The organism is Clostridiales bacterium, assembly GCA_017569285.1.
GTDB lineage: Bacteria > Bacillota > Clostridia > Christensenellales > Aristaeellaceae > Aristaeella.
The window spans coordinates 1,742,611-1,762,223 of record CP069419.1 but is presented as its reverse complement, the minus strand read 5'-3'; the positions used below and the strand labels follow the sequence as shown (position 1 = coordinate 1,762,223).

General features: G+C 54.4%; 15 protein-coding genes. 2 read left to right on the top strand and 13 right to left on the bottom strand.

All coding sequences use genetic code 11. The features are described 5' to 3' along the window. Positions 1 to 2: 2 nt before the first annotated feature. The 8 genes from JNO48_07485 to JNO48_07450 all read right to left on the bottom strand — a co-directional run bounded on the left by JNO48_07485 (position 3) and on the right by JNO48_07450 (position 9,474). Positions 3 to 1,154 carry an ATP-grasp domain-containing protein gene (locus JNO48_07485; protein ID QTE67066.1) on the bottom strand — a complete coding sequence of 384 codons (1,152 nt, stop codon included), beginning with the start codon at positions 1,152 to 1,154 and terminating at the stop codon, positions 3 to 5. Further along, positions 1,147 to 2,082 (bottom strand): glycosyltransferase family 2 protein, encoded by a 936-nt coding sequence (locus JNO48_07480; GenBank protein QTE67065.1) that lies wholly within the window; start codon positions 2,080 to 2,082, stop codon positions 1,147 to 1,149. Before JNO48_07480 ends, JNO48_07485 begins: the two co-directional genes overlap by 8 nt. A 22-nt stretch (positions 2,083 to 2,104) precedes the next feature. Next, positions 2,105 to 2,452 carry an EamA family transporter gene (locus tag JNO48_07475; GenBank protein QTE67064.1) on the bottom strand — a complete coding sequence of 116 codons (348 nt, stop codon included), beginning with the start codon at positions 2,450 to 2,452 and terminating at the stop codon, positions 2,105 to 2,107. After that, entirely contained in the window at positions 2,433 to 2,792 is a 360-nt protein-coding gene (locus tag JNO48_07470; protein QTE67063.1) for a transporter, read from the bottom strand. The genes JNO48_07475 and JNO48_07470 overlap by 20 nt, the downstream gene beginning before the upstream one ends. A gap of 28 nt (positions 2,793 to 2,820) precedes the next feature. Further along, the gene (locus tag JNO48_07465; protein ID QTE67062.1) at positions 2,821 to 3,831 is read right to left on the bottom strand and encodes an NAD(P)-dependent oxidoreductase; all 1,011 of its coding nucleotides are present in this window, start codon (positions 3,829 to 3,831) and stop codon (positions 2,821 to 2,823) included. Between the two features lie 26 nt (positions 3,832 to 3,857). Then, positions 3,858 to 4,988 (bottom strand): dTDP-4-amino-4,6-dideoxygalactose transaminase, encoded by a 1,131-nt coding sequence (gene rffA / locus JNO48_07460; GenBank protein QTE67061.1) that lies wholly within the window; start codon positions 4,986 to 4,988, stop codon positions 3,858 to 3,860. 12 nt (positions 4,989 to 5,000) lie between these two features. Next, on the bottom strand, positions 5,001 to 7,178 hold the full coding sequence (locus JNO48_07455) for a hypothetical protein (protein ID QTE67060.1): 2,178 nt from the start codon (positions 7,176 to 7,178) through the stop codon (positions 5,001 to 5,003). 91 nt (positions 7,179 to 7,269) lie between these two features. Then, positions 7,270 to 9,474: a hypothetical protein gene (locus JNO48_07450; GenBank protein QTE67059.1), complete on the bottom strand. Its 2,205-nt coding sequence runs from the start codon at positions 9,472 to 9,474 to the stop codon at positions 7,270 to 7,272. A gap of 123 nt (positions 9,475 to 9,597) precedes the next feature. Between JNO48_07450 and JNO48_07445 the strand changes: the two genes are divergently transcribed. Both JNO48_07445 and JNO48_07440 read left to right on the top strand, forming a co-directional pair. Then, positions 9,598 to 12,222, top strand: coding sequence for a glycosyltransferase family 39 protein (locus JNO48_07445; protein ID QTE67058.1), 2,625 nt, complete (start codon positions 9,598 to 9,600; stop codon positions 12,220 to 12,222). Positions 12,223 to 12,308: 86 nt separating this feature from the next. Continuing rightward, entirely contained in the window at positions 12,309 to 13,715 is a 1,407-nt protein-coding gene (locus JNO48_07440; GenBank protein QTE67057.1) for an O-antigen ligase family protein, read from the top strand. Between the two features lie 102 nt (positions 13,716 to 13,817). On the opposite strand, the gene JNO48_07435 is transcribed toward JNO48_07440, so the two are convergent. The 5 genes from JNO48_07435 to JNO48_07415 all read right to left on the bottom strand — a co-directional run bounded on the left by JNO48_07435 (position 13,818) and on the right by JNO48_07415 (position 19,547). After that, entirely contained in the window at positions 13,818 to 15,455 is a 1,638-nt protein-coding gene (locus JNO48_07435; GenBank protein QTE69707.1) for a Na+/H+ antiporter NhaC family protein, read from the bottom strand. Positions 15,456 to 15,729: 274 nt separating this feature from the next. After that, positions 15,730 to 16,842 carry an alanine dehydrogenase gene (gene ald / locus JNO48_07430; GenBank protein ID QTE67056.1) on the bottom strand — a complete coding sequence of 371 codons (1,113 nt, stop codon included), beginning with the start codon at positions 16,840 to 16,842 and terminating at the stop codon, positions 15,730 to 15,732. 99 nt (positions 16,843 to 16,941) lie between these two features. Further along, positions 16,942 to 17,271, bottom strand: a complete 330-nt coding sequence (locus JNO48_07425) for a desulfoferrodoxin Dfx (GenBank protein QTE67055.1) — start codon at positions 17,269 to 17,271, stop codon at positions 16,942 to 16,944. 39 nt (positions 17,272 to 17,310) lie between these two features. Beyond that, the gene (gene glf / locus JNO48_07420) at positions 17,311 to 18,426 is read right to left on the bottom strand and encodes a UDP-galactopyranose mutase (GenBank protein ID QTE67054.1); all 1,116 of its coding nucleotides are present in this window, start codon (positions 18,424 to 18,426) and stop codon (positions 17,311 to 17,313) included. Further along, on the bottom strand, positions 18,420 to 19,547 hold the full coding sequence (locus tag JNO48_07415; GenBank protein ID QTE67053.1) for an acyltransferase: 1,128 nt from the start codon (positions 19,545 to 19,547) through the stop codon (positions 18,420 to 18,422). Before JNO48_07415 ends, glf begins: the two co-directional genes overlap by 7 nt. Between the last annotated feature and the right edge of the window lie 66 nt (positions 19,548 to 19,613).

Below are 19,613 nucleotides of genomic sequence, written 5' to 3'. Positions count from 1 at the left end.
TGTCAGGGCTGGAGCATTGCCAGCCGCCTTGCTTCCTGCTCACTGGCTCCGGTTACAATATAAAATCCATATCGGGTGGAACTGTCCAGGACCTCCCCGCCCTTTTCAAAATGGACATGTTCCCTCACAATCCGTCCGGGCTCCGCTTTCCGCAACGCCATGTATCCTTCATAGTCTTCTTCATTCATGATGTACCGCACCGCCGCGTATCCCCGGGGCTCCCCGGTGCTCAGGCTGATCTTTTCCCCGGCCGCGGCCTCGATCACCATCTGCAGGAAATCATTTCCCGTGGAAAGCTTTACCAGGTCGCTGCCAATACAGTCTCCGCCCATCCGGGCTCCGATTTCAATCAGCCGGACCTCGCCGGTATCCGGAGTAATCTTAAACTCGCTGTGGCTTGCCCCGCACCGGACATGCAGCGCATCCAGCGCCTTGAACACATGGCGTTTTACCTGTTCACATACGGAATCGCTCAGTCCCGAAGGTTCCATATGGCCGGTTTCGATAAAGTGGGGTGCGCCGGTCGTAAACTTTTTGGTAATCGCCAGGAAATGATGGACTCCGTCCTGGGAAACGCATTCGCAGCTGTATTCTTCCCCTTCGATATATTCCTCAATAATCGCCTTTTTCTCAAAGGATTCCCGGCTGGACGCCGCCACACATTCCTCCAGCCTGTCAAAGGATTCCAGCTTGAATATTCCCCGGCTTCCGCTCCGGTCCGTCGGTTTCACAATAATCGGAAGCCGCAGTCTGCGGGCTTCACCCAGGTCATCTTCCGGGCCCGCAAGGAGAAAGCGCGGTGTCGGCAGGCCGGCCTGCAGGAACGTTTTCCGCATTTCATATTTGTTGGTCGCGATTGTTGCCGTTTCCACGGGATTGGCCGGAAGCCCCAGCGCATTGGCCACCCGGTTAACCGTGATTGCTGCCAGGTCTGAAGCGATGGACGCAACCGCCGCCGGCCGGATCTCCCGGCACACATCCAGGATCTGCCCGATCTCAATGATGCTGATCGGGTAGAAATGATCCGCCGCCTTCTCTCCCACGTCGCCCGCAGCCCACGCAAAAACGTGTGTCTCATAACCCATCTGCTTCGCTTTTTCAATCAGCGGCAGCTGGAGATCGCTGGCGCCGATGATCGCAATCCGCTTATTCATCCGTCCGATCCTTTCCGTTCAGCCTGGTCCTGACAATATACAACGGCCGGTGCTTGACTTCCATAAAGATATTGCCGACATACAGCCCGACAATCCCGATGGACATGATCGTCAGCCCGCCCATCAGCATAATCGCCGCAATCGTGCTGGAGTACCCCACCGCGATATTGGCCGCGAAATGCCGGATCACTGTGACAATGATAAACAGGAAAGACAGCAGGGATATCACCAGGCCGATCCGCGTCATCAGCCGCAGCAGCTTGTCTGACTGCGAGGTGATCAGTTCCGTGGCCATCTTCATCCGCTTTTTGAAATTATAGCCGGATTTTCCCTCATACCGCTCATTATGTTCCACGCCCAGCTTGGTCCAGCGGTATCCCATCCAGAGCAGGTACATGGTAAAAGCCCGGTGCATCTCCCGCATCCGGCAGTAATTGTCAATGACCGCCCGGCTGGAAATACTGAAATTGCACAGCGTCGGATCGTACTTCACATCCGTCATATAGGAGTAAAGCGAGTAAAAGCAGTTGGAAACGAAGACCTTCATCTTTGAATCCTGCCGGGATTCCCGGCTGGCAATCACAAAGTCATAGCCTTCCTGCACCTTATTGTACAAATTGATAATCTCTTCCGGCCGGTCCTGCAGGTCGCAGTCCATCACAACCACCCAGTCCCCGGTGGAATAATCCAGGCCGGCCAGGGTCGCTTTCAGCTGGCCGAAATTCCGGGACATTTCCAGCCCCACCACATGGGGATCCTTCGCACAGATCTCCTGGATCACTTCCCAGGAATTCTGGGGGCACGCATCATTGACCAGGATGATTTCATAATCCTGTGTAATTGCTCCGACGGACTCCGTCAGCCTTCTGTGGAGCTCCGGGAGCGCCGCCCGGCAGCCATATACGGGAATTACCACTGAGATATCCATGTCCAGTTCTCCTCCGCCTTTGTCACAGATAGAATATGATCACCCCTGCCAGGATCATGCAGTAACCCAGGATTTTCTTTCGGGTTACCTTCTCCTTCAGCAGGAAATAGCTCAGCACCATTACCAGGATATATCCCAGCGACTCAATGATCGGCCCGTTTTTGTAGTCCATTCCCTGGTAGGCCGCAATGGTGGTCAGGGTCGCGGCGACCATCAGCCCGTATCCGGCAATCACCAGGGGGTTCAGGTATTCCTTCAGGAACGATCCGTGGCTTTTCCGGGCGCTCAGCTTCAGCAGGATCTGGGACAGGGAAGAAAGGATCACCGAACCAAACATGAAAAGATAATATTTATTCACGGCTTTCTCCATTCACAATCATTGTTCCCGCAATCACAACCGCAACCCCGATCATGTTCTGCACGGTAATCTTTTCACCGAACAGGATCACTGCCCACAGCATGGACCAGAGCAGCGCGATGGACCGGTTTGCATACGCGACGGACAGGTCGAACCGTTTGATAATCTGCTGCCACAGGATCGCATAGATGCCCAGGACCAGGATCTCCGCTCCGTACCACAGGATAAACCCGGTCGAAAGGAATCCATGCCCGGAAGCCAGCTTCCCCGCAACACCTGACAGGGTGTAGATGATCACAATACCCTGCAGAAGCGCCAGGCTCTTCCAGTCCATTTTCTTCTTCTCGGTCATTTTTCGGCGGTTCCTCCCGTGATTGATCTCATTTTGCCCGTCCCCGGATCATTCCGTCCCATTTTCCGCTTTCCAGTTCCGCCTTGTAATCGCGCATCATATCCAGATAGGATGTATACTGCGGAACAAAGCCGAAATCTTCCTTCGCCTTGCTCATGTCAAACAGGAAGGAGGGGGTGTTGTTCGGCTTGTCCGGCCGGTAAACAATATGGCTCTTCTCCGGATCACCAAAGACCTCAATCACAGCTTTCGCCTGGTCTTCCAGGTCCAGCTCAGTTCCGGAAGTCATATTGTACAGGCCGTAGGTTTTATCGCTGTCCAGCGCCATGGAAAACGCCTTCGCGACATCCTTTACATACACGATATCCCGGGTAATATGCGGGTCTCCCCACAGTTCAATGTCCTCCCCGGCCTGCGCTTTTTCGATAAACGTCTGGATGCCGGATTTGTACGGTTTCCCGTTGACATAAATCGTTCCGTGCGGGCCGACACCATATACCGGCGGGAAGCGGAACCACGCGCACTGCATTCCATGCTGCTGGTTGTAGTATTCCATCACGTCATTGGCGGCGTTCTTGGAAATCACATACACCGCATGGTCTCCCGTATAGTGGAAGTCCCTGGGTTCCGTTTCCTTGATGGCATATCCCTTTTTCCAGGCCCCGGCCACATCGGAATAGGAGCTGCAGCCAATCACCTTCCGGATTCCGTTTTTCCGGCAGTATTCCAGCACATTGATCGTTCCGATCACGTTCACGCGGAAATAGTCCGCCGCGTTTTCGTTTTTATCCAGGTCCGCCTGTGCGTTCGCCGGCAGCAGCCCGCCCAGCAGCAGCACTCCTTCCACATCCCGGACCGGCAGTTTCTCAAAATCCGCCGCGTTCGTAATGTCCAGCGTCGTGAATTCCACGCCGATTGCCTCAAAAACCGCCCGCTGGCTTTCCCGCGTACTGGTCGCAAGGACCTTTTTCCCGTCCGCAAGCAGCTGATCCACCGTATAGCGGCCGATAAAACCCGAAGCACCGATTACAATCACCATATTTTTTCTACCTCCCGGTTCCCTGTTCAGGAATGATAATAAGCCAGCACCGCGTCAATCACCTGCTGCCGGTCTTCCGCCGACAGGCCGTAATACATCGGCAGGCGGACCAGCCGTTCACTTTCCTTGGTCGTGTACTCATCCGTTCCGTCAAACCGGCCGAATTTCAGCCCGGCCGGAGCTGAATGCAGCGGCACATAATGGAATACTGCCTGGACTCCCCTTGCCTTCAGGAAAGAGATCAGTTCCGTCCGCTCCTCCAGGTCCCGGCATTTCAGGTAGAACATATGCGCATTGTGCACACATCCCTCCGGAATCACCGGCAGGCCGGCGTGTCCTTCTTTTTCCAGGCAGATGAACGCGTCATGATACGCGTTCCAGGTATCCATCCGGTCCCGGTTCATTTCATCGGCCAGCTCCAGCTGGGCCCAGAGATATGCCGCGTTCATGTCACTGGGCAGGTAGCTGTCGCCGAAATCCACCCAGGTATATTTGTCCACCTGGCCCCGGAAAAACCGAGCCCGGTTTGTACCTTTTTCCCGCAGGATTTCCGCCGCCTCATCGTAGGCCGGATCGTTAATCAGCAGGGCGCCGCCTTCTCCCATGGAATAGTTCTTGGTTTCATGGAAGGAATAGCAGCCCAGGTCGCCGATGGTGCCCAGGGCTTTCCCCTTGTAGGTGCTCATCACGCCCTGCGCGGCATCCTCCACCACTTTCAGGCCATGCCGTTTCGCGATATCCATAATGGTGTCCATCTCACAGGCCACGCCGGCATAGTGAACCGGAACGATCACCCTGGTCCGGGGAGTCATCGCTGCTTCAATCTTCGTTTCATCAATGTTCATGGTATCCGGGCGGATATCCACAAAAACCAGTTTCGCGCCGGCCAGGACAAACGAGTTGGCCGTGCTGGAAAATGTAAAGCTGGGAAGGATCACTTCATCCCCCGGCTGAATTCCGCAGAGCAGGGCCGCCATATCCAGTGCGGTGGATCCGCTGGTGGTCAGCAGCACTTTATGGGCATGGAACCGTTCTTCCAGCCATCTGTTGCACTTTTTGGTAAATTCGCCGTCCCCGCAGATCTTGTGGTTATTCACAGCCTGCCGGATGTACTCCAGTTCTTTCCCGGTAAACGGAGGGATATTGAAATTGATCATTGCTTTCTCCTTTCATTCAACAGGCTCAACGTCGATCCCGAACAGCCACGCGGGCTCTTCCGCCCGGTTGTCCGCCATAAACCCGATATCCTCCAGGTCTTCCGCAACCTTCACACGGACGGAGATCCATTCTTCGTTCCGGTCCTCCACCTCGAACGATACCGCTTCCGGTTTTTCATCAGATGCAATATCGACCTCGCAGTTTTCCAGGGAAGATCCCCGGAAGGTCACCCGGTATTCCCCTGCGCCAATCGCTGTGTACGGGCCGGCCACAGAGCTGTCATACCCGATCTCCCATACCCCGTCCGACAGGAACGCATCCCCGAAAGCCATCATCTCAATCGGCCGGACTGCCCCGTCCTGCAGGCCCGTTTCAAAATCGGCGCAGATATCATGGCTGAACAGGTAAATATGAAATCCGTTCAGGATGAAATGATCTTCGCATTTCCCGAATACGGCATCCATATTGTTCCGGATAATTTCATTCTCCTGCGTTCCCAGCATCAGGAAGGATGAGCCGCCTACCGGTTCATATGCCCGGTCATCCACCAGCCATTTAAAGGGTGTTACGCCGGATGAGCCGACATCCACCGCGCCGAATTCAATCTGCAGGTCGGAATATACTTCATTGCTGTACGCATTCCAGTAGCTGGCATAACCTTTTGACAGTCCCTGGTCCGCCAGCGTCTGGTTGAATTCCTTCCGGTCGGCGACCGTTTTGTTCCAGCCTGCGCTCGCCGGTACCAGAACTATGCATTCCACCAGCGCAGCAACCGCAAACAGGGCCGCCAGGCCTTTTCCGGTCAGTTTGCCGGGTTCAATCCACCAGGCCCAGATATACCGGGCGGAAATAATCATCCACACAAAGAGCGTCGTCATGGTATACCGGACATAGGTCAGCCCGCAGAACACAATCATGACCATCATGATCGCGTTGTGGACCACACCGAAAATATAGAACATCTGCGTTCCCTTTGATTCCTGCCGGATCCGGCGTCCCTGCAGGATCGGAACAATCACGCAGGTCAGCGCGCAGATGCTGATTGAAACCAGGTTCTGGATTCCGTAAATGGACATGAAAGAGTAGCTCGGAGAGTAGCCGAAGCAGCGGACATAGTTCAGCAGGTAGGCAATGAAATTCTCCCAGCACCCTTCCAGGGAACCGGCAAACACCATGGCGTTGTTTACCGTATCATTCATATTGTGCCAGCTGCACACCCACTTGTATCCGGCCAGTCCCAGCGCTGCGGGTACAACCAGGATCGCCAGGTCCGCCAGCACATTTTTGAAGTTCCTGTCGGGAGACGTGAGCTTTTCGCCCCCGCTCTGCAGGAGAAGCACCGCCAGGTAACCGCATGCCAGCGGCACGGTCTGCTCCGCCGTAAACCGGATACCGCTCATCGCCAGAAGGAATGTATAAACGCAGAAAATGACCGCGTATCTTTTCTTCCGGAACGCCGTCCACTGATAAAACAGTGCCGGGCCGAACGCGATCAGGAGCATCGGGGTGGTATATCCGGATTCATAGAGAATCTGGCTGCGGACTTCGCTCGCGCCGAGGAAAAGCAGGAAAAGCGAAACCGCGATCGTCCATGATTCATTCCGGAATACTTTTTTACTTAGATATGCAATCCCCGCCACCGTAACAAGCACACACAGCGCAGACCCCAGCACCCGGGCCAGCGCCTGGTCGCGGAGAAGCGCGGTAAACGGGAAGGTAAACGTACCGATACAGATCGTCCACACGTCCCCGTTGGCATAATTCCAGCTGGCCGGGAACGGAGACCCGTTTCTGATCTGGCTTTGCGGCAGCAGGATGGAGGTTGCCGTATCCGAATTGATAATCGTCTGCCCGTAGGTCAGGGCGGAATATACCGCACAGGATACGCACACGGCGCAGATAAGCCGGAATACATTCCCGGTAATCCCGGTTTTCCCCTCCCGGATCAGCCTCCAGAGGAAGGCACAGCCGTTCACCAGCAGCGCCCCGCCGAACAGGTATTCCATTGCGGTCCATTCCGGCTTCAGTCCGGTCAGCTTCAGGATCACCGCGCACAGACAGCCGGCCGCGGCAATGACCGCCACCCGGACCGCGATTCCGGGTTTCCCTTTCCGGTCATGGAAATTCCACAGGAAAGCCAGCCCCGCGAAAAGAAGAAGCGATCCTGCTGCCAGCCAGACGTAGTCCATCCTTCATCCATCCCTTCCGGGCCGCACTTTTTACGCCCAAAAGTATTCTTTTTATTATATCGCCGTTGCAAATCCTTTGCAACCTCAGCGGTCATTCGCCCGCCCTGTCAATCCGCAGTTCCCGGAACGCCACCGCAAGAATCCGGCTGTCCCCGTTTCCGGGGCTCCAGGCATCCGGGAAGGAAAAACGGAGAACCAGCCGGCCGTTTTCGTCCAGGCTGTCCGCCGGGATCGGAAAATGAATTTCCTGCGTATCCGCCGGTAACGCATCACAGTACACCAGGTTGTCCCCGGCGGTAACCAGGCAGCTCTGGTTCCCCAGCAGCATCGCCCATGTGAGCGTTCCCTCAAATTCCGTCCCTTCCTCCGCATCCGGCGTCAGGGAAATCACCGTTTCTTTTCCGCTGCTCCACGTGAATCCGCTTTCCGGGGAAGACAGGCCGGATACAATATAGGCCCTCGGGATTACGTCCCGGCTTCCGAAGTATATCACCTCACCGGGCACATACTCATCTGTCACCGCAATGCGCTCCGGATCCGCGGACCGGAACACCCGAACCATGTTCAGTCCTTCCGGTGTAATTTCTTCATGATACTTCCTGTCAAACCGCAGCTCCGGATCCCCACAGATAATATACTCAATATGCTCAATGGGATAATGGTCCGAAAACGCATAAATCGGATCATCCAGCTCCGTTGTTCCCAGGTCGATGGCGCCGCCGTTTTTTCCTTCCCGGAACAGGGAGATCAGGTTGGTGCTTTCCGCGGTATAGTAATCATCATTCGTGTAGGCGTTCATCAGGCGCTGGAAATCATTGTTCAGGTTATCCGCCACCACCAGGACATTTCCGTCCAGGGTATCGATATACCGGTCCAGCACCGATACCTCCCGGATCATTTCCCTGTCCGGCACCTGGCGTTCTTCAATGCACTGCACCGCATATGGAATCCCGTTCAGCAGTTCAGTCACCGCCAGCACCGGGATAAAAACCGCCAGGCAAAGCCGTTTCTTTCCCGCAAGCCACAGGACCGCCGAAACCGCAAGCACCAGGCACAGCGCTGTTTTAAACCAGAATTCCGTATGGGGAATCGGCGCGTAGAGGTGCAGCGTCGCAAACAGAACCGGTGAATCCGCCGTGCTTCCGAAACGGGGGAGGTTCGCAAACACCCCGATCAGCACGGCAAACGCCGCTGACAGGTAAAGCACCGGCTGTTTCCAGAAAGGCTTCCGCTCCCCGTCATCCGCACCGGCCAGCAGCACCAGCAGGAACGGCCAGACTGCCGAGATGAAATACCGCATATGGATCCGGGGCGCCGCCGCTTCCATATCCTCCGCCACGGAAACACCGAAAGCGATTCCCAGCGAGAGGCATACGGCATGGCCGATTCCCAGGATCAGCAGTTTTTTCCGGTCCCCGTCCAGCTTCCCGAACCGGGAAACGGAGAAAACCACCGGAACCGAAAGCCAGGAGGCCGCAAAATAAACCATCATGATCAGAGCGGCTTTCAGCCCGTACAAAAGCTTTTCCGGATCCAGCAGGCGGCTGAATGACACCTGCCCGGCATATGTATACCCTGTCCCGCCAAGAACCGTCAGCCGCACCGCCAGGAACGGAAGCAGGAACGAAGCGAGAAACAGGCCGAACGACCGGGCCGCTTTTCCCCTGTTCCCCTTCTCCCCGATGATCCGGTATATATACAGGAGGATCACCGCGCCGAGGAACGCGCTTCCCGCCTCCTTGGTCAAATACAGCAGCCAGCAGCAGATTCCCAGGAAGCAGGCCCGGTACGGCTTGCTGTCTCCCGCCTTCTCAAAGGCAAGGAATCCGCAGTAATAAGCCCACATGGACATTGGAATATACAGGTTTTCCGCCATGTAGGTATACGCAAATCCCATATTGGGAGAAAGCGCCGCAACAATCACCGCGGCGTTCACCTGCCAACGTTTATGCAGGATCCTTCCGGCCAGCAGGTACGCCGGAATCAGCGCGGATGATACCAGCAGCGCATTGAAAACAGAAATCACGTTGATCCGCAGTTCCGGATCCGAAATCGCGTAGAACGGAGAAAGGAAAACCGGATACAGGATCTTGGAAAAGCTGACTCCTGTATGGTAGATGGACAGGCGGCCGTTCAGCCAGATATTCTGCCCCAGCTCCATATAGACCAGCTCATCAAAATAGATCCGGGGCCATTTGGGAAAAACGGACAGGAAACACCGTACCGCCGCGCTGACCAGCAGCACCGCGATGAAAAAGTGTTTTTCCGTTATGCCCGGAAAGAGCTTTTTCCTCATCCTGGCTCCTTTCTGCGGATGCCGAAACCCGTGCGGCGGCCGGACAGCCTGCGGCACGGTGTCGACATTACACCATTGTTATGGTATCATAATTTTATCAATATTGGAAGGGACAGGTGACGGATGATTAATATCGCACAGCCGGAAAAAGGCCGGAACATCCGCAGAACTGCTTTTCTGGTCCTGTTTATCCTCAGCGCTGTCATTCGCGCGGTTCTGTCCGCGTATGCCAAATCAGGGCTTGTATATGAAGATGAACTGATCAACCTGGAACTGGCGCAGAACATCTGGCTCCGCAATTCTTTCCTGGTTCATCACGCCCCCCTGAACAGCGCCTGTATCCTTTACCCGCTGCTCATATCCCCCTTTTACGCAATCAGCGCCAGTATTCCCCGCCTCTGCGCCATCTCGGTCTTCAACGCGCTGCTGGTATCATCCGCGCTGATTCCCGCCCACTTCCTCGCGAAGCGTTTCTGCCAGGAGCCCCGGCATCACATCCTGGCCCTGGCGGTCCTGGCCATTTCCCCCAACCTGGGGCTTTCCGCCGCGTTTACCGCTGAAAACCTGATGATTCCGCTTTTCCTCTGGGGCGTCTGGTTCCTTGTCAAATCCTTTGACCATGATCCGGCCGTTTCCGGATATCCCCTGCTGCTCGGGATCTGGTCCCTGCTGCTGTGCCTCACGCATCAAACAGGCCCCGCGTTCCCGGCCGCTGTCTTCGTGCTGTATCTTTGTTCCTTTTCCGGCAGCCGGGACCGGAACCCGGATTCCTTCCGGAACGGCCTTATATTCCTCGGCTCTTCCCTTTTGCCGTTCCTCCTGCTCCGGTATTTCCTGACCGGGGCCATCCTCCATCCACGTTTCCCGGAAACACTCGCCGGCTTTACCGCGCCGGAGAACCTCCTGTTCTTCCTGGCAGGTACGATCCTGCTCCTGCTGTACTACAGCGCGTCCTGGTCTTTCTGGCCGGTGATTGAACCCCTGTCCCTCTGCGGCGCATCCCCGTCCGCAGGGAAAAAGCTGGCGTCCTTCTCAGGCTGCTTCCTGCTGTTCACCGCCATGATTTCCGGCTTCTCCTTCTGCCTTTCCGGCGAAACGGCAACCCTGGACATTCCGGCCCGCCAGATGCTTTTCTCCGCCTCGTTCTATCCCCTTTTCCTCCTTTACCTGTCCGCCAGTGATGAAGACCGGCCGACCGGGAAAAAGGCGGCCGCCGGCTGGCTTATCAGCCTGCTGGCCCTTATCCTCCTTTTTGCAAACAATCCCACCGCGAAGGGCGCAATGGATTCCCCGACGCTTCATTACCTGGGCCTCCTGGGTCATGAAGCCTCCGCGTTCCCATGGGTCCGGCTCCTGTTTGCCGCCATCCTGGTAATTCCGGCTGTCTTCCTCTTCATCGGAAAGCGCCGGTGGTTGGTTCTTTTCTCCACAGCTGTCATCGTTCTGTCCTGCGCAGTCAGCAGCGTGGTTTTTGTCCGGGATATGACCCGAAACGAATCCGTTTCCCCGCAGCAGCAGGGGGATATCGCCTCCCTGGACCGGCTGCTTCATTCCCTGGAAACGGAAGACGGATCCCCCGCACAGATCCTGCTCATCCGGGATTCCGGAGAAAGCCGGAACGCGGAAATACTGGAAGCCTGGTCCGACCTGGACCTGTACGCAGTCTCCTCCGAGGATCTGCTGACGGCTGTCTCTTCCTCTTCCGAACCGTTCCGTGCCGCCCTGGCGGACCTGCCTTCCTCCGGAGCCCTCCGCGCAGAGCAGCTTCACTATATCCTTTCGTTTGACGATTCCGTTTTCCTGGATCCGGACTGTCACGAAGAAATCAGTCCGGCCAATGCCCCGGCTGTTCCGTTCCACCTGTACCGTTCCGTGGACCCGCAGGTTATCGCAGCGGATTCCCCGCGGGACTATACCCCCGGGGAAACACTCCTCTTCAGCCAGGCGGACCTTTCCGCATCCGGCTATATCGTTTCCGGTTTCTACGGCCCGGAATCCTCCTACTCCTGGTCCCGGGGATCCGAGTCCATCCTCGTGGTGCATCCGCTGGTCAACCGCCCGGCTGACCTCACCATGGAACTCACCTGGGCCGCCACATTCGGCCCGCAGGCCTGCCGGATCCATGCCGGCGATGTCCTGGTGTATGACGATGTCCTTCCGACAGACCGGAACTCCCTGCAGGTTGCCATCCCGGCGGAATCCTTCCACAACGGGCGGATCATCCTCCGTTTTGAGTATCCGAACGCAACCACCCCGGGAACCGGCGACCCGCGCATCCTTGCGGTGGCCTTCAGCAGTATCCGCATCGATACCAAAGCCGTGCCGGAATACACTCCCGGGGAAGTCCTCCGCTTCTACGGCGAGGACAGCAACGCAAAGCCGTACCTGGTAGCCGGTTTTTCTTCCCCCGAATCCGGCTACACCTGGGCGACCGACGGGGAATCCATCCTTCAGCTGAAGCTTCCTCCGGATATTTCCGGAGACCTGGAAGTCCGCTGGACCTGGTCCGCCCTGATCGGTTACCAGTCCTGCGAGATATATGCCGGAACCCAGTCCGTCCTTTTCAGCGATGAGCTTCCTCCGGCAGGCGATTATACCTTCACCGTTCCCGCCGACTGTGTGCAGGACGGGGTCCTGGAGCTCACCTTCCGTTTCCCGTATGCGGTGCCACCGGGCAACGGCGATCCGCGTCTCCTGTCGGCCGCCTTCCGGGAACTCGTTATCGTTCCGCAAACACCCGGCGGCTGACCGCCGGTTCCAGCTCCCGTTTCCGCAGACCATTCAGGCTCTCCCCTGCCGGGGAGGCATCCGCACAACAGGAAGGGGCATCTTGAATGCAAGAAACCAGATGGACTGTTCCGAAGATCATATATACTTCCCTGATGGGATTCCTCCTGCTGGGATACCTGTATGTCATCGCCATCTACAAAGACCCGACATCCACCGGCCAGACGTTCCAGTTCAGCGCGCCGTTCTGGATCCTCCGGGTAATTACCGCCGTTATGGGCATCGTCCTCGGCAAGCTCTGGAAGGATAAAGGCTTCTGGATCCTCATCGCATACCTGCTGCTGAAAATCATCCGGGTCGCCATTCCCAATCCGGACAACCTGCTGGACAGCGCCGTATCGGATATTCTCCTCACCGGCCTCTGGGTCTTCTGTGCCTGCTACGGCCTGGGCCACGTCCTCTCCGAAACCCAGCTCAGACAGTTCCTGCGCGTCTGCGCCGCCATCTGGACCATCGGCATGGTGATATACGCCTCCCTCGGCGTCTATGCCGCCTGGACCGACCAGACCGTCTACAACCTCAGCAAAGGCGGTCTCTGGGGAATTAACGTCGACCGTCTGTTCCTGGTTTACTACGTCACCGTATCCGGCTCCGTCCTGAGCCTGGCTGTCGTCATTGCGCTCTGTTCAGCTGCCACATCCCGGCATGTATGGACCAAAGTGCTGTATATCCTCTCCGTTATTCCCATGCTGGTTGCCCTGTCTCTGACGGATTCCCGCTGCGCACAGGTAACGGTTGCCACCGGAACCGCCACCCTCGTGGGCATCCTGCTCCTCAACGCTTTCCGGCGTAAAGCCATTCCCGGTTCACAGCTTCCCGGACGCCGTCCCTGGTACGCGTGGCCGGTTTCCATCGCCGTTACCGGACTGGTATTTGTCGCGATTGTCCTGGGCGTTATGAAGACCATCTCCGTTTTCAATTCGCTGAAAACCGCCGGCGGACTTCTTCCCCGGGCCCTGGCTGAAGAAACCGGTGAAGCCGCCAAAACCGTCATGTCCAACCGGGGATATACCGGTTCAGACCTGTTCACCAGCCGTCCAATGATCTGGAAAGCCGCCCTTACCTATATTTCCGAAAACCCGCTCCTGCTGCTGACCGGCGCATCCATCCTGAACCCCATGGCCGGTGTAAACGCGGTTCCTTCCCTGACTTTCATGGCCGCACACTGCCACTGCATGCCCCTGATGATCATCCTCGAAAACGGAATCCCCGGCCTGCTGATTGTGATTGCCTTCCTGGTTCTCACCGCGGTCCGCAGTTTCCAGCTTGTCAACGGAAACCGCCCCACTGCCCAGAAAATCTTTCCCGCCCTGGTGATTTCAATTCTGGCCGGTGAATTAATCGAATGTTTCACCTGGCTCCGTTCCGGAACCTCCCCCGTCCTGCCCTTCCTGTTCGTTTTTGTCGGAATTATCCACAGTTTTTCCACAGTATCCCGGAACACCGAACTGTAAACAACAAAACCTGTTCCGGCAAAACCGCATACAAAAACACCCCGGGAGCAGATCGTCCCGCGATCCAGCACTTCCCGGGGTGTTTCATATGCAATTTGGGACTTATTCCGCTGTTTCTTTTCTCCCCAGCAGTTTGATCAACACCACCGTCAGGACCATCAGGGTCACACCCACCGGCAGGGCAATGCACCACGGGATGATGCCCGGGAACCATGTAGGCGCAAATCCCGCGAGGATATACGTCACAAAGGAAACTCCCGCGCAAGTCATGGCATAGGGCAGCTGGGTGTTTACATGGTTCACATGGTCACACTGCGCACCGGCCGAGGACATAATCGTCGTATCGGAAATCGGGGAGCAGTGATCGCCGCACACCGCGCCGGCCATACAAGCGGAAACGCAGATGATCGCCAGGGGATTGTCCATCGTGAATACGCTCTGCACAATCGGAATCAGCATCCCGAAGGTTCCCCAGCTGGTACCTGTCGAGAAGCTCAGGCCCACCGCAATCAGGAAGATAATCGCCGGCAGGAAGTTCTGGAAAGAACCCGCGCTGCTTCTCACCAGGGCATCCACATATTCCTTGGCGCCCAGGTCCATGGTGATGTTCTTCAGCGTCCAGGCAAAGATCAGGATCAGGATGGCCGGCACCATGGCCTTGAAGCCGTTGGGCAGGCATTCCATGATGTCCTTGAACGACATCGCCTTCCGGATCAGGTAATAGATCATCGTGCAGACAATTGCGAAGAAGGAGCCCAGCATCAGGCCGATGGACGCGTCCGCATCCGCAAACGCGTTCCGGAGCGGCACTCCACTGAAGAATCCGCCGGTATACAGCATACCCGCCGCGCAGAACACGATCAGCAGGATCACCGGCAGCAGCAGGAAGGAGATCTTTCCCTTCACTTCTTCCGCCTGTTCCCCGGCTTCCGCGGAAGCATAGGGGTTCTTCCCGGAGAAGAGGTCCCCGGCCTTCGCATTCCGCTCATACCGGGCCATCGGACCGTAATCCACCTTGAGCAGCACCATGGCGAACATCATCGCGATGGTCAGCAGCGCGTAGAAGTTATACGGAATCGCATCCGTAAACAGGGAAAAACCGACTCCATCCTCCGCGAAACCGGACACCGCCGCCGCCCAGGAGCTGATCGGCGCGATAATGCAGATCGGGGCGGCGGTAGCGTCGATCAGGTAAGCCAGCTTCGCCCGGGAAACCTTATGCTTGTCCGTCACCGGCCGCATTACGCTGCCGACCGTCAGGCAGTTGAAATAGTCATCGATGAAAATGAATACGCCCAGGGCAATCGTCGCCAGCTGCGCCCCCACCCGGGTCCTGATATGTGCCTGCGCCCACCGGCCGAAGGCAGCGCTTCCGCCGGCTTTGTTCATCATGGCGACCATCATGCCCAGCAGGACCAGGAATACCAGGATGCCCAGGTTATATGTATCCGTCACCGAGCCGACAAAACCGCCGGAAAACACCCGGTTCATCGTATTCTCCAGGTGGAAGTTGTTCAGCAGCAAGCCGCCGGCCACAATCCCGAAGAACAGGGAGGAATAAACCTCCTTGGAGATCAACGCCAGGATAATCGCAATCAGCGCCGGAACCAGCGCCCAGAAGGTATTCACATACGGACTGGCAACCACTGCCTCTTCCGCTTCCTCCGCAGCGACCTCCGCCGTCTCCGCGGCCTCCGTCACCACCTCCGCCGCGGCAGCTTCATCACCGCCCTCCGCCATCACCGGCAGCGCAGCAAACACCATCCCCAGCAGCAACAGCAAACAAACCACTACCCGCCCGATGCGGGCTTTTCCGTTCCTCACGGTAACGCCTCCCCCAGAAAAATATAGAACGATAACGTTTATATTCATTTAACAATGATATGCTGTACTAATCAAGTTTTTCTTGTGGCAAACGCTCCCTGCACGAGCTGCCAAAACGAAAACACACCGGGAGATATCTCCCGGTGTGGAACAAACCAGAATCAAAACCAACCAGGCAAAGCAGAAACCATCAGATCAGTTCCGCCAGCTCCGTATACTCGTACCCATGCGCCAGCGCGACGTTCTTATTTGTCAGCTTGCCCAGGTAGCAGTTCACGCCGCTGGTAATCACGGCGCTCTTCTTCGCCGCTTCCTCCAGGCCGGCTTCCGCAATCTGCAGGCCGTACCGCAGGGTCGCATTGGTCAGCGCAATCGTGCTCGTCCGCGGAACCGCGCCCGGCATATTGCCGACACAGTAGTGCACCACGCCGTCTTCCACATACACCGGATCATCATGGGTGGTCACATGGCTGCTTTCGCCGCATCCACCCTGATCGATGGCCACGTCGACAAACACCGCACCGTTCTTCATCTCGGGCAGGTATTTCTTTTTGAACAGCTTCGGCGTGGAACCGCCGGGGATCAGCACGGAACCGATGACCAGGTCCGCGTCCTTGATGACCCGTTCAATATTGGAATCCGTGGAAACCAGCGTCTGGATATGTGCGCCGAACCGGTTGTCCAGTTCCTCCAGCCGCTTCAGGTTCACGTCCAGGATGGTGACATTCGCGCCCATACCGACCGCAATCTTGCAGGCGTTCATGCCGACTGTACCGCCGCCCAGGATGACGACATTCGCCTTCGGCGTTCCGGGAACGCCGGCCAGCAGGATGCCTTCCCCGCCAAACCGTTTTTCCAGGTATTTCGCGCCTTCCTGGATGGAAAGCCGTCCGGCAATCTGGCTCATAGGCGCCAGGCAGGGCAGGGAGCCATCCTTTTCCTGGATGGTTTCATACGCAACGGCCTTGACCTTGCCCTTCAGCAGCGCGTCCATCTGTTCCTTGTCCGCCGCCAGGTGCAGGTAGGTATACAGGATCAGCCCGTCATGGAACAGCGGATATTCCTCTTCCAGCGGTTCCTTGACCTTGACCATCATATCCACCAGGTGCCATACATCCGCTGCGTTATCGATCAGAGACGCACCGGCATCCACATATTCGTTATCCGAAAAGCCCGAACCTACACCGGCGCCCTTTTCCATATATACATGGTGTCCGGCAGCCACATAGGCCTTGACATTATCCGGCGTCAGCCCGACACGGAATTCATTGTTCTTAATTTCCTTCACGCATCCGATCTTCATTTTCAATTCCTCCATAAACAGAATACTGTTGGGATTCTACAGAGGCATCCCCTGCTCCTGCAAACAGCCCGGCAGTATCCTGTTTCATTTCTGTTCTGTTTATGCTTTCGCCATCCACAGCCCGTGTAGGTTGCAGTATTCATATGCGGCAATCACAGGCTCCGTTACTGCAAATGCAGCTTCCGGTTTTTCCCCGGGCTTTAAATCCTTTTTCTGGTATCCAGTCTCCGTCTCCAGCACAATCCACTCGATGTAATGCACATCCAGCATGGGATGCGCCACACTGCCCACCTTTACCAGAACAGAATCCCCGTGATGTTCAATCACAGGAACATGCTTTTCATAGGCGCCGTCTGTAGTGTTCGGAGTGATCTCTTCTCCATCAGAGCCGCCAATGATGATCTGATCATTATGCTTATAGAATTTCATGAAACGATTCCCCTTTCACTCAATCCATATCAAAGATCGTCACTTAATCAGTTCTTTCGCCTTTTCCAGCGCTACAGCGATCACCTGATCCATATCATAATACTTATATTCGCCCAGTCTTCCGCCAAAAATTACATTCTTCTCCTTATCCGCCAGCTCTTTATACTGTGCATACAGAGAAGAATTCTTTTCGTCATTCACCGGATAATACGGTTCATCCCCGGGTTTCCATTCAGAACTGTATTCCCTGGAAATCACGGTCTTTGGCAGATCATTCCCGTTTTCGTCCTTTCCGAATTCAAACCACTTATGTTCGATAATCCGAGTCCAGGGTGTTTCCGCGTCCGTATAGTTGACTGCCGCATTCCCCTGGAAATTCGGCTTATCCAGCACCTCTGTCTCAAACCGTACAGAGCGATATTCCAGATTGCCCAGGCAGTAATCAAAGTAAGCATCAATAGGACCGGTATAAATGATCTTTTCCGCCACGCTATTCCAATAATCCCGATCTGCAAAATAATCCGTGGAGAGTTTTACTTCTATGCCTTCCAGCATATTCTCCACCATCTTTGTATAACCGCCCACCGGGATTCCCTGGTACAGCGCATTGAAATAGTTGTTGTCAAATGTCAACCGAACCGGCAGCCGCTTAATAATAAACGCCGGCAACTGATCACACGGTCTTCCCCACTGTTTCTGGGTATAGCCTTTAATCAGTTTTTCATAGATATCCACACCAACCAGGGAAATTGCCTGTTCCTCCAGATTCTTCGGCTCAGTAATCCCGGCAGCTGCCTTCTGCTCAGCGATTTTCGCCTCCGCCTCTTCCGGGGTTACAACTCCCCACATCTTATTGAACGTATACATGTTGAAAGGAAGAGAATACAGTTCCCCGTGATAGTTCGCCACAGGAGAATTTGTAAAACGATTGAATGTTGCAAATCGCTGAACATAATCCCACACTGTCTTATTGTTTGTATGGAAGATATGTGCACCGTAGATATGGACATTAATGCCCTCTACCAGTTTCGTATATACATTACCAGCAATGTGATCCCGCTTGTCAATCACGAGAATCTTATACCCAGCATCCGCCAATTCCCGAGCAACTGTTACTCCATAAAGACCTGCTCCAACAATTATGTAGTCTACCATTTGCTATTATCCTCCGTACGTTTTTTTACAAGCGTCCTAATTCGTGCAAAAAAGGTTTCCAATCCTTTTGAAGCTATTTTCACAATATTTTTTTGGTAAAAAATACTCATTCTAACAATAACAAGAAACAGTATAATTGTTAACAGTAGTGGTGAATTGATTGCGTTAGGAAAACACCTTTCATAAAAGTGAATTACAGCTTGGTGAAGAATAAAAAAACTCAATTGTATAGATGAAAACCATGCGAATGGCTTAGTTGATAATAGTTTGCATACCCCTCCTCTATTGAATGCAAACACAAAAATTAATACACAAGCAGCTAGTATGAAATATCCTCTAATCCATGATGTGTTTTCCAAAATAATACAGAGAACATAAAGTACTATAGTTATAATTTCCAATATGGTAAATAATAGGAAATCATGACCCATTCCTTTTACTTTTCGATCAAGAGAAAAGAATAGGGGTACTAATGCTAATCCAGCAGTAAACTCAAGTAACCTGATTATTGGAGAGACGTGATAATTGAAAGTAATGCCACTCCATCCCCACTTTATATTAAGTAATTCACACAAGACCCTGATAAAAACTATAAAGAGAAAAACCAGAAACGGTTTTTTATATTCTCTCAAAATATTAATTACAAAAAAAGACATCAGATAGCAAAACAATAAGCAACTTAGGAACCATGTTGCCCCATTAAAAGAAAAGTATAACTTTGAATCATTACTCCAAGCTTGAACAAGACTAAGGTTTAATACAGCACTAATTGCATTATCTCGTGTAATGAAGTCGCTTCCATATCGAATAATTGATGATGAACAATCAATCAAAAAAGCAATACAATGTAACGGCCATACTTTCAACACTTTTTTCCACCAGTATTGCCTAGATACGCTAAAAACATCATTTGTGTCTATATTCCAATGATTTATCCCAACTAAAAATCCTGACAAAACAAAGAAAATTTCACACATTCTCGCCCCAATATCTGGCCCTTGGGGTTTTATTGGACTATGCCACCAGAAAAGCATAATCATGGCAATTGCTTTAATACCTGTCAAGCTATTAACATTAGTGTTCCCAAATCTCTGTGGATTAAATTCCTCTTTTGTTTCCATTTGTTTATGTGCCTGCTTTCCTTGCTTAATTATTGGTCATAAACTTCTTCATGCTTTACGGATTTA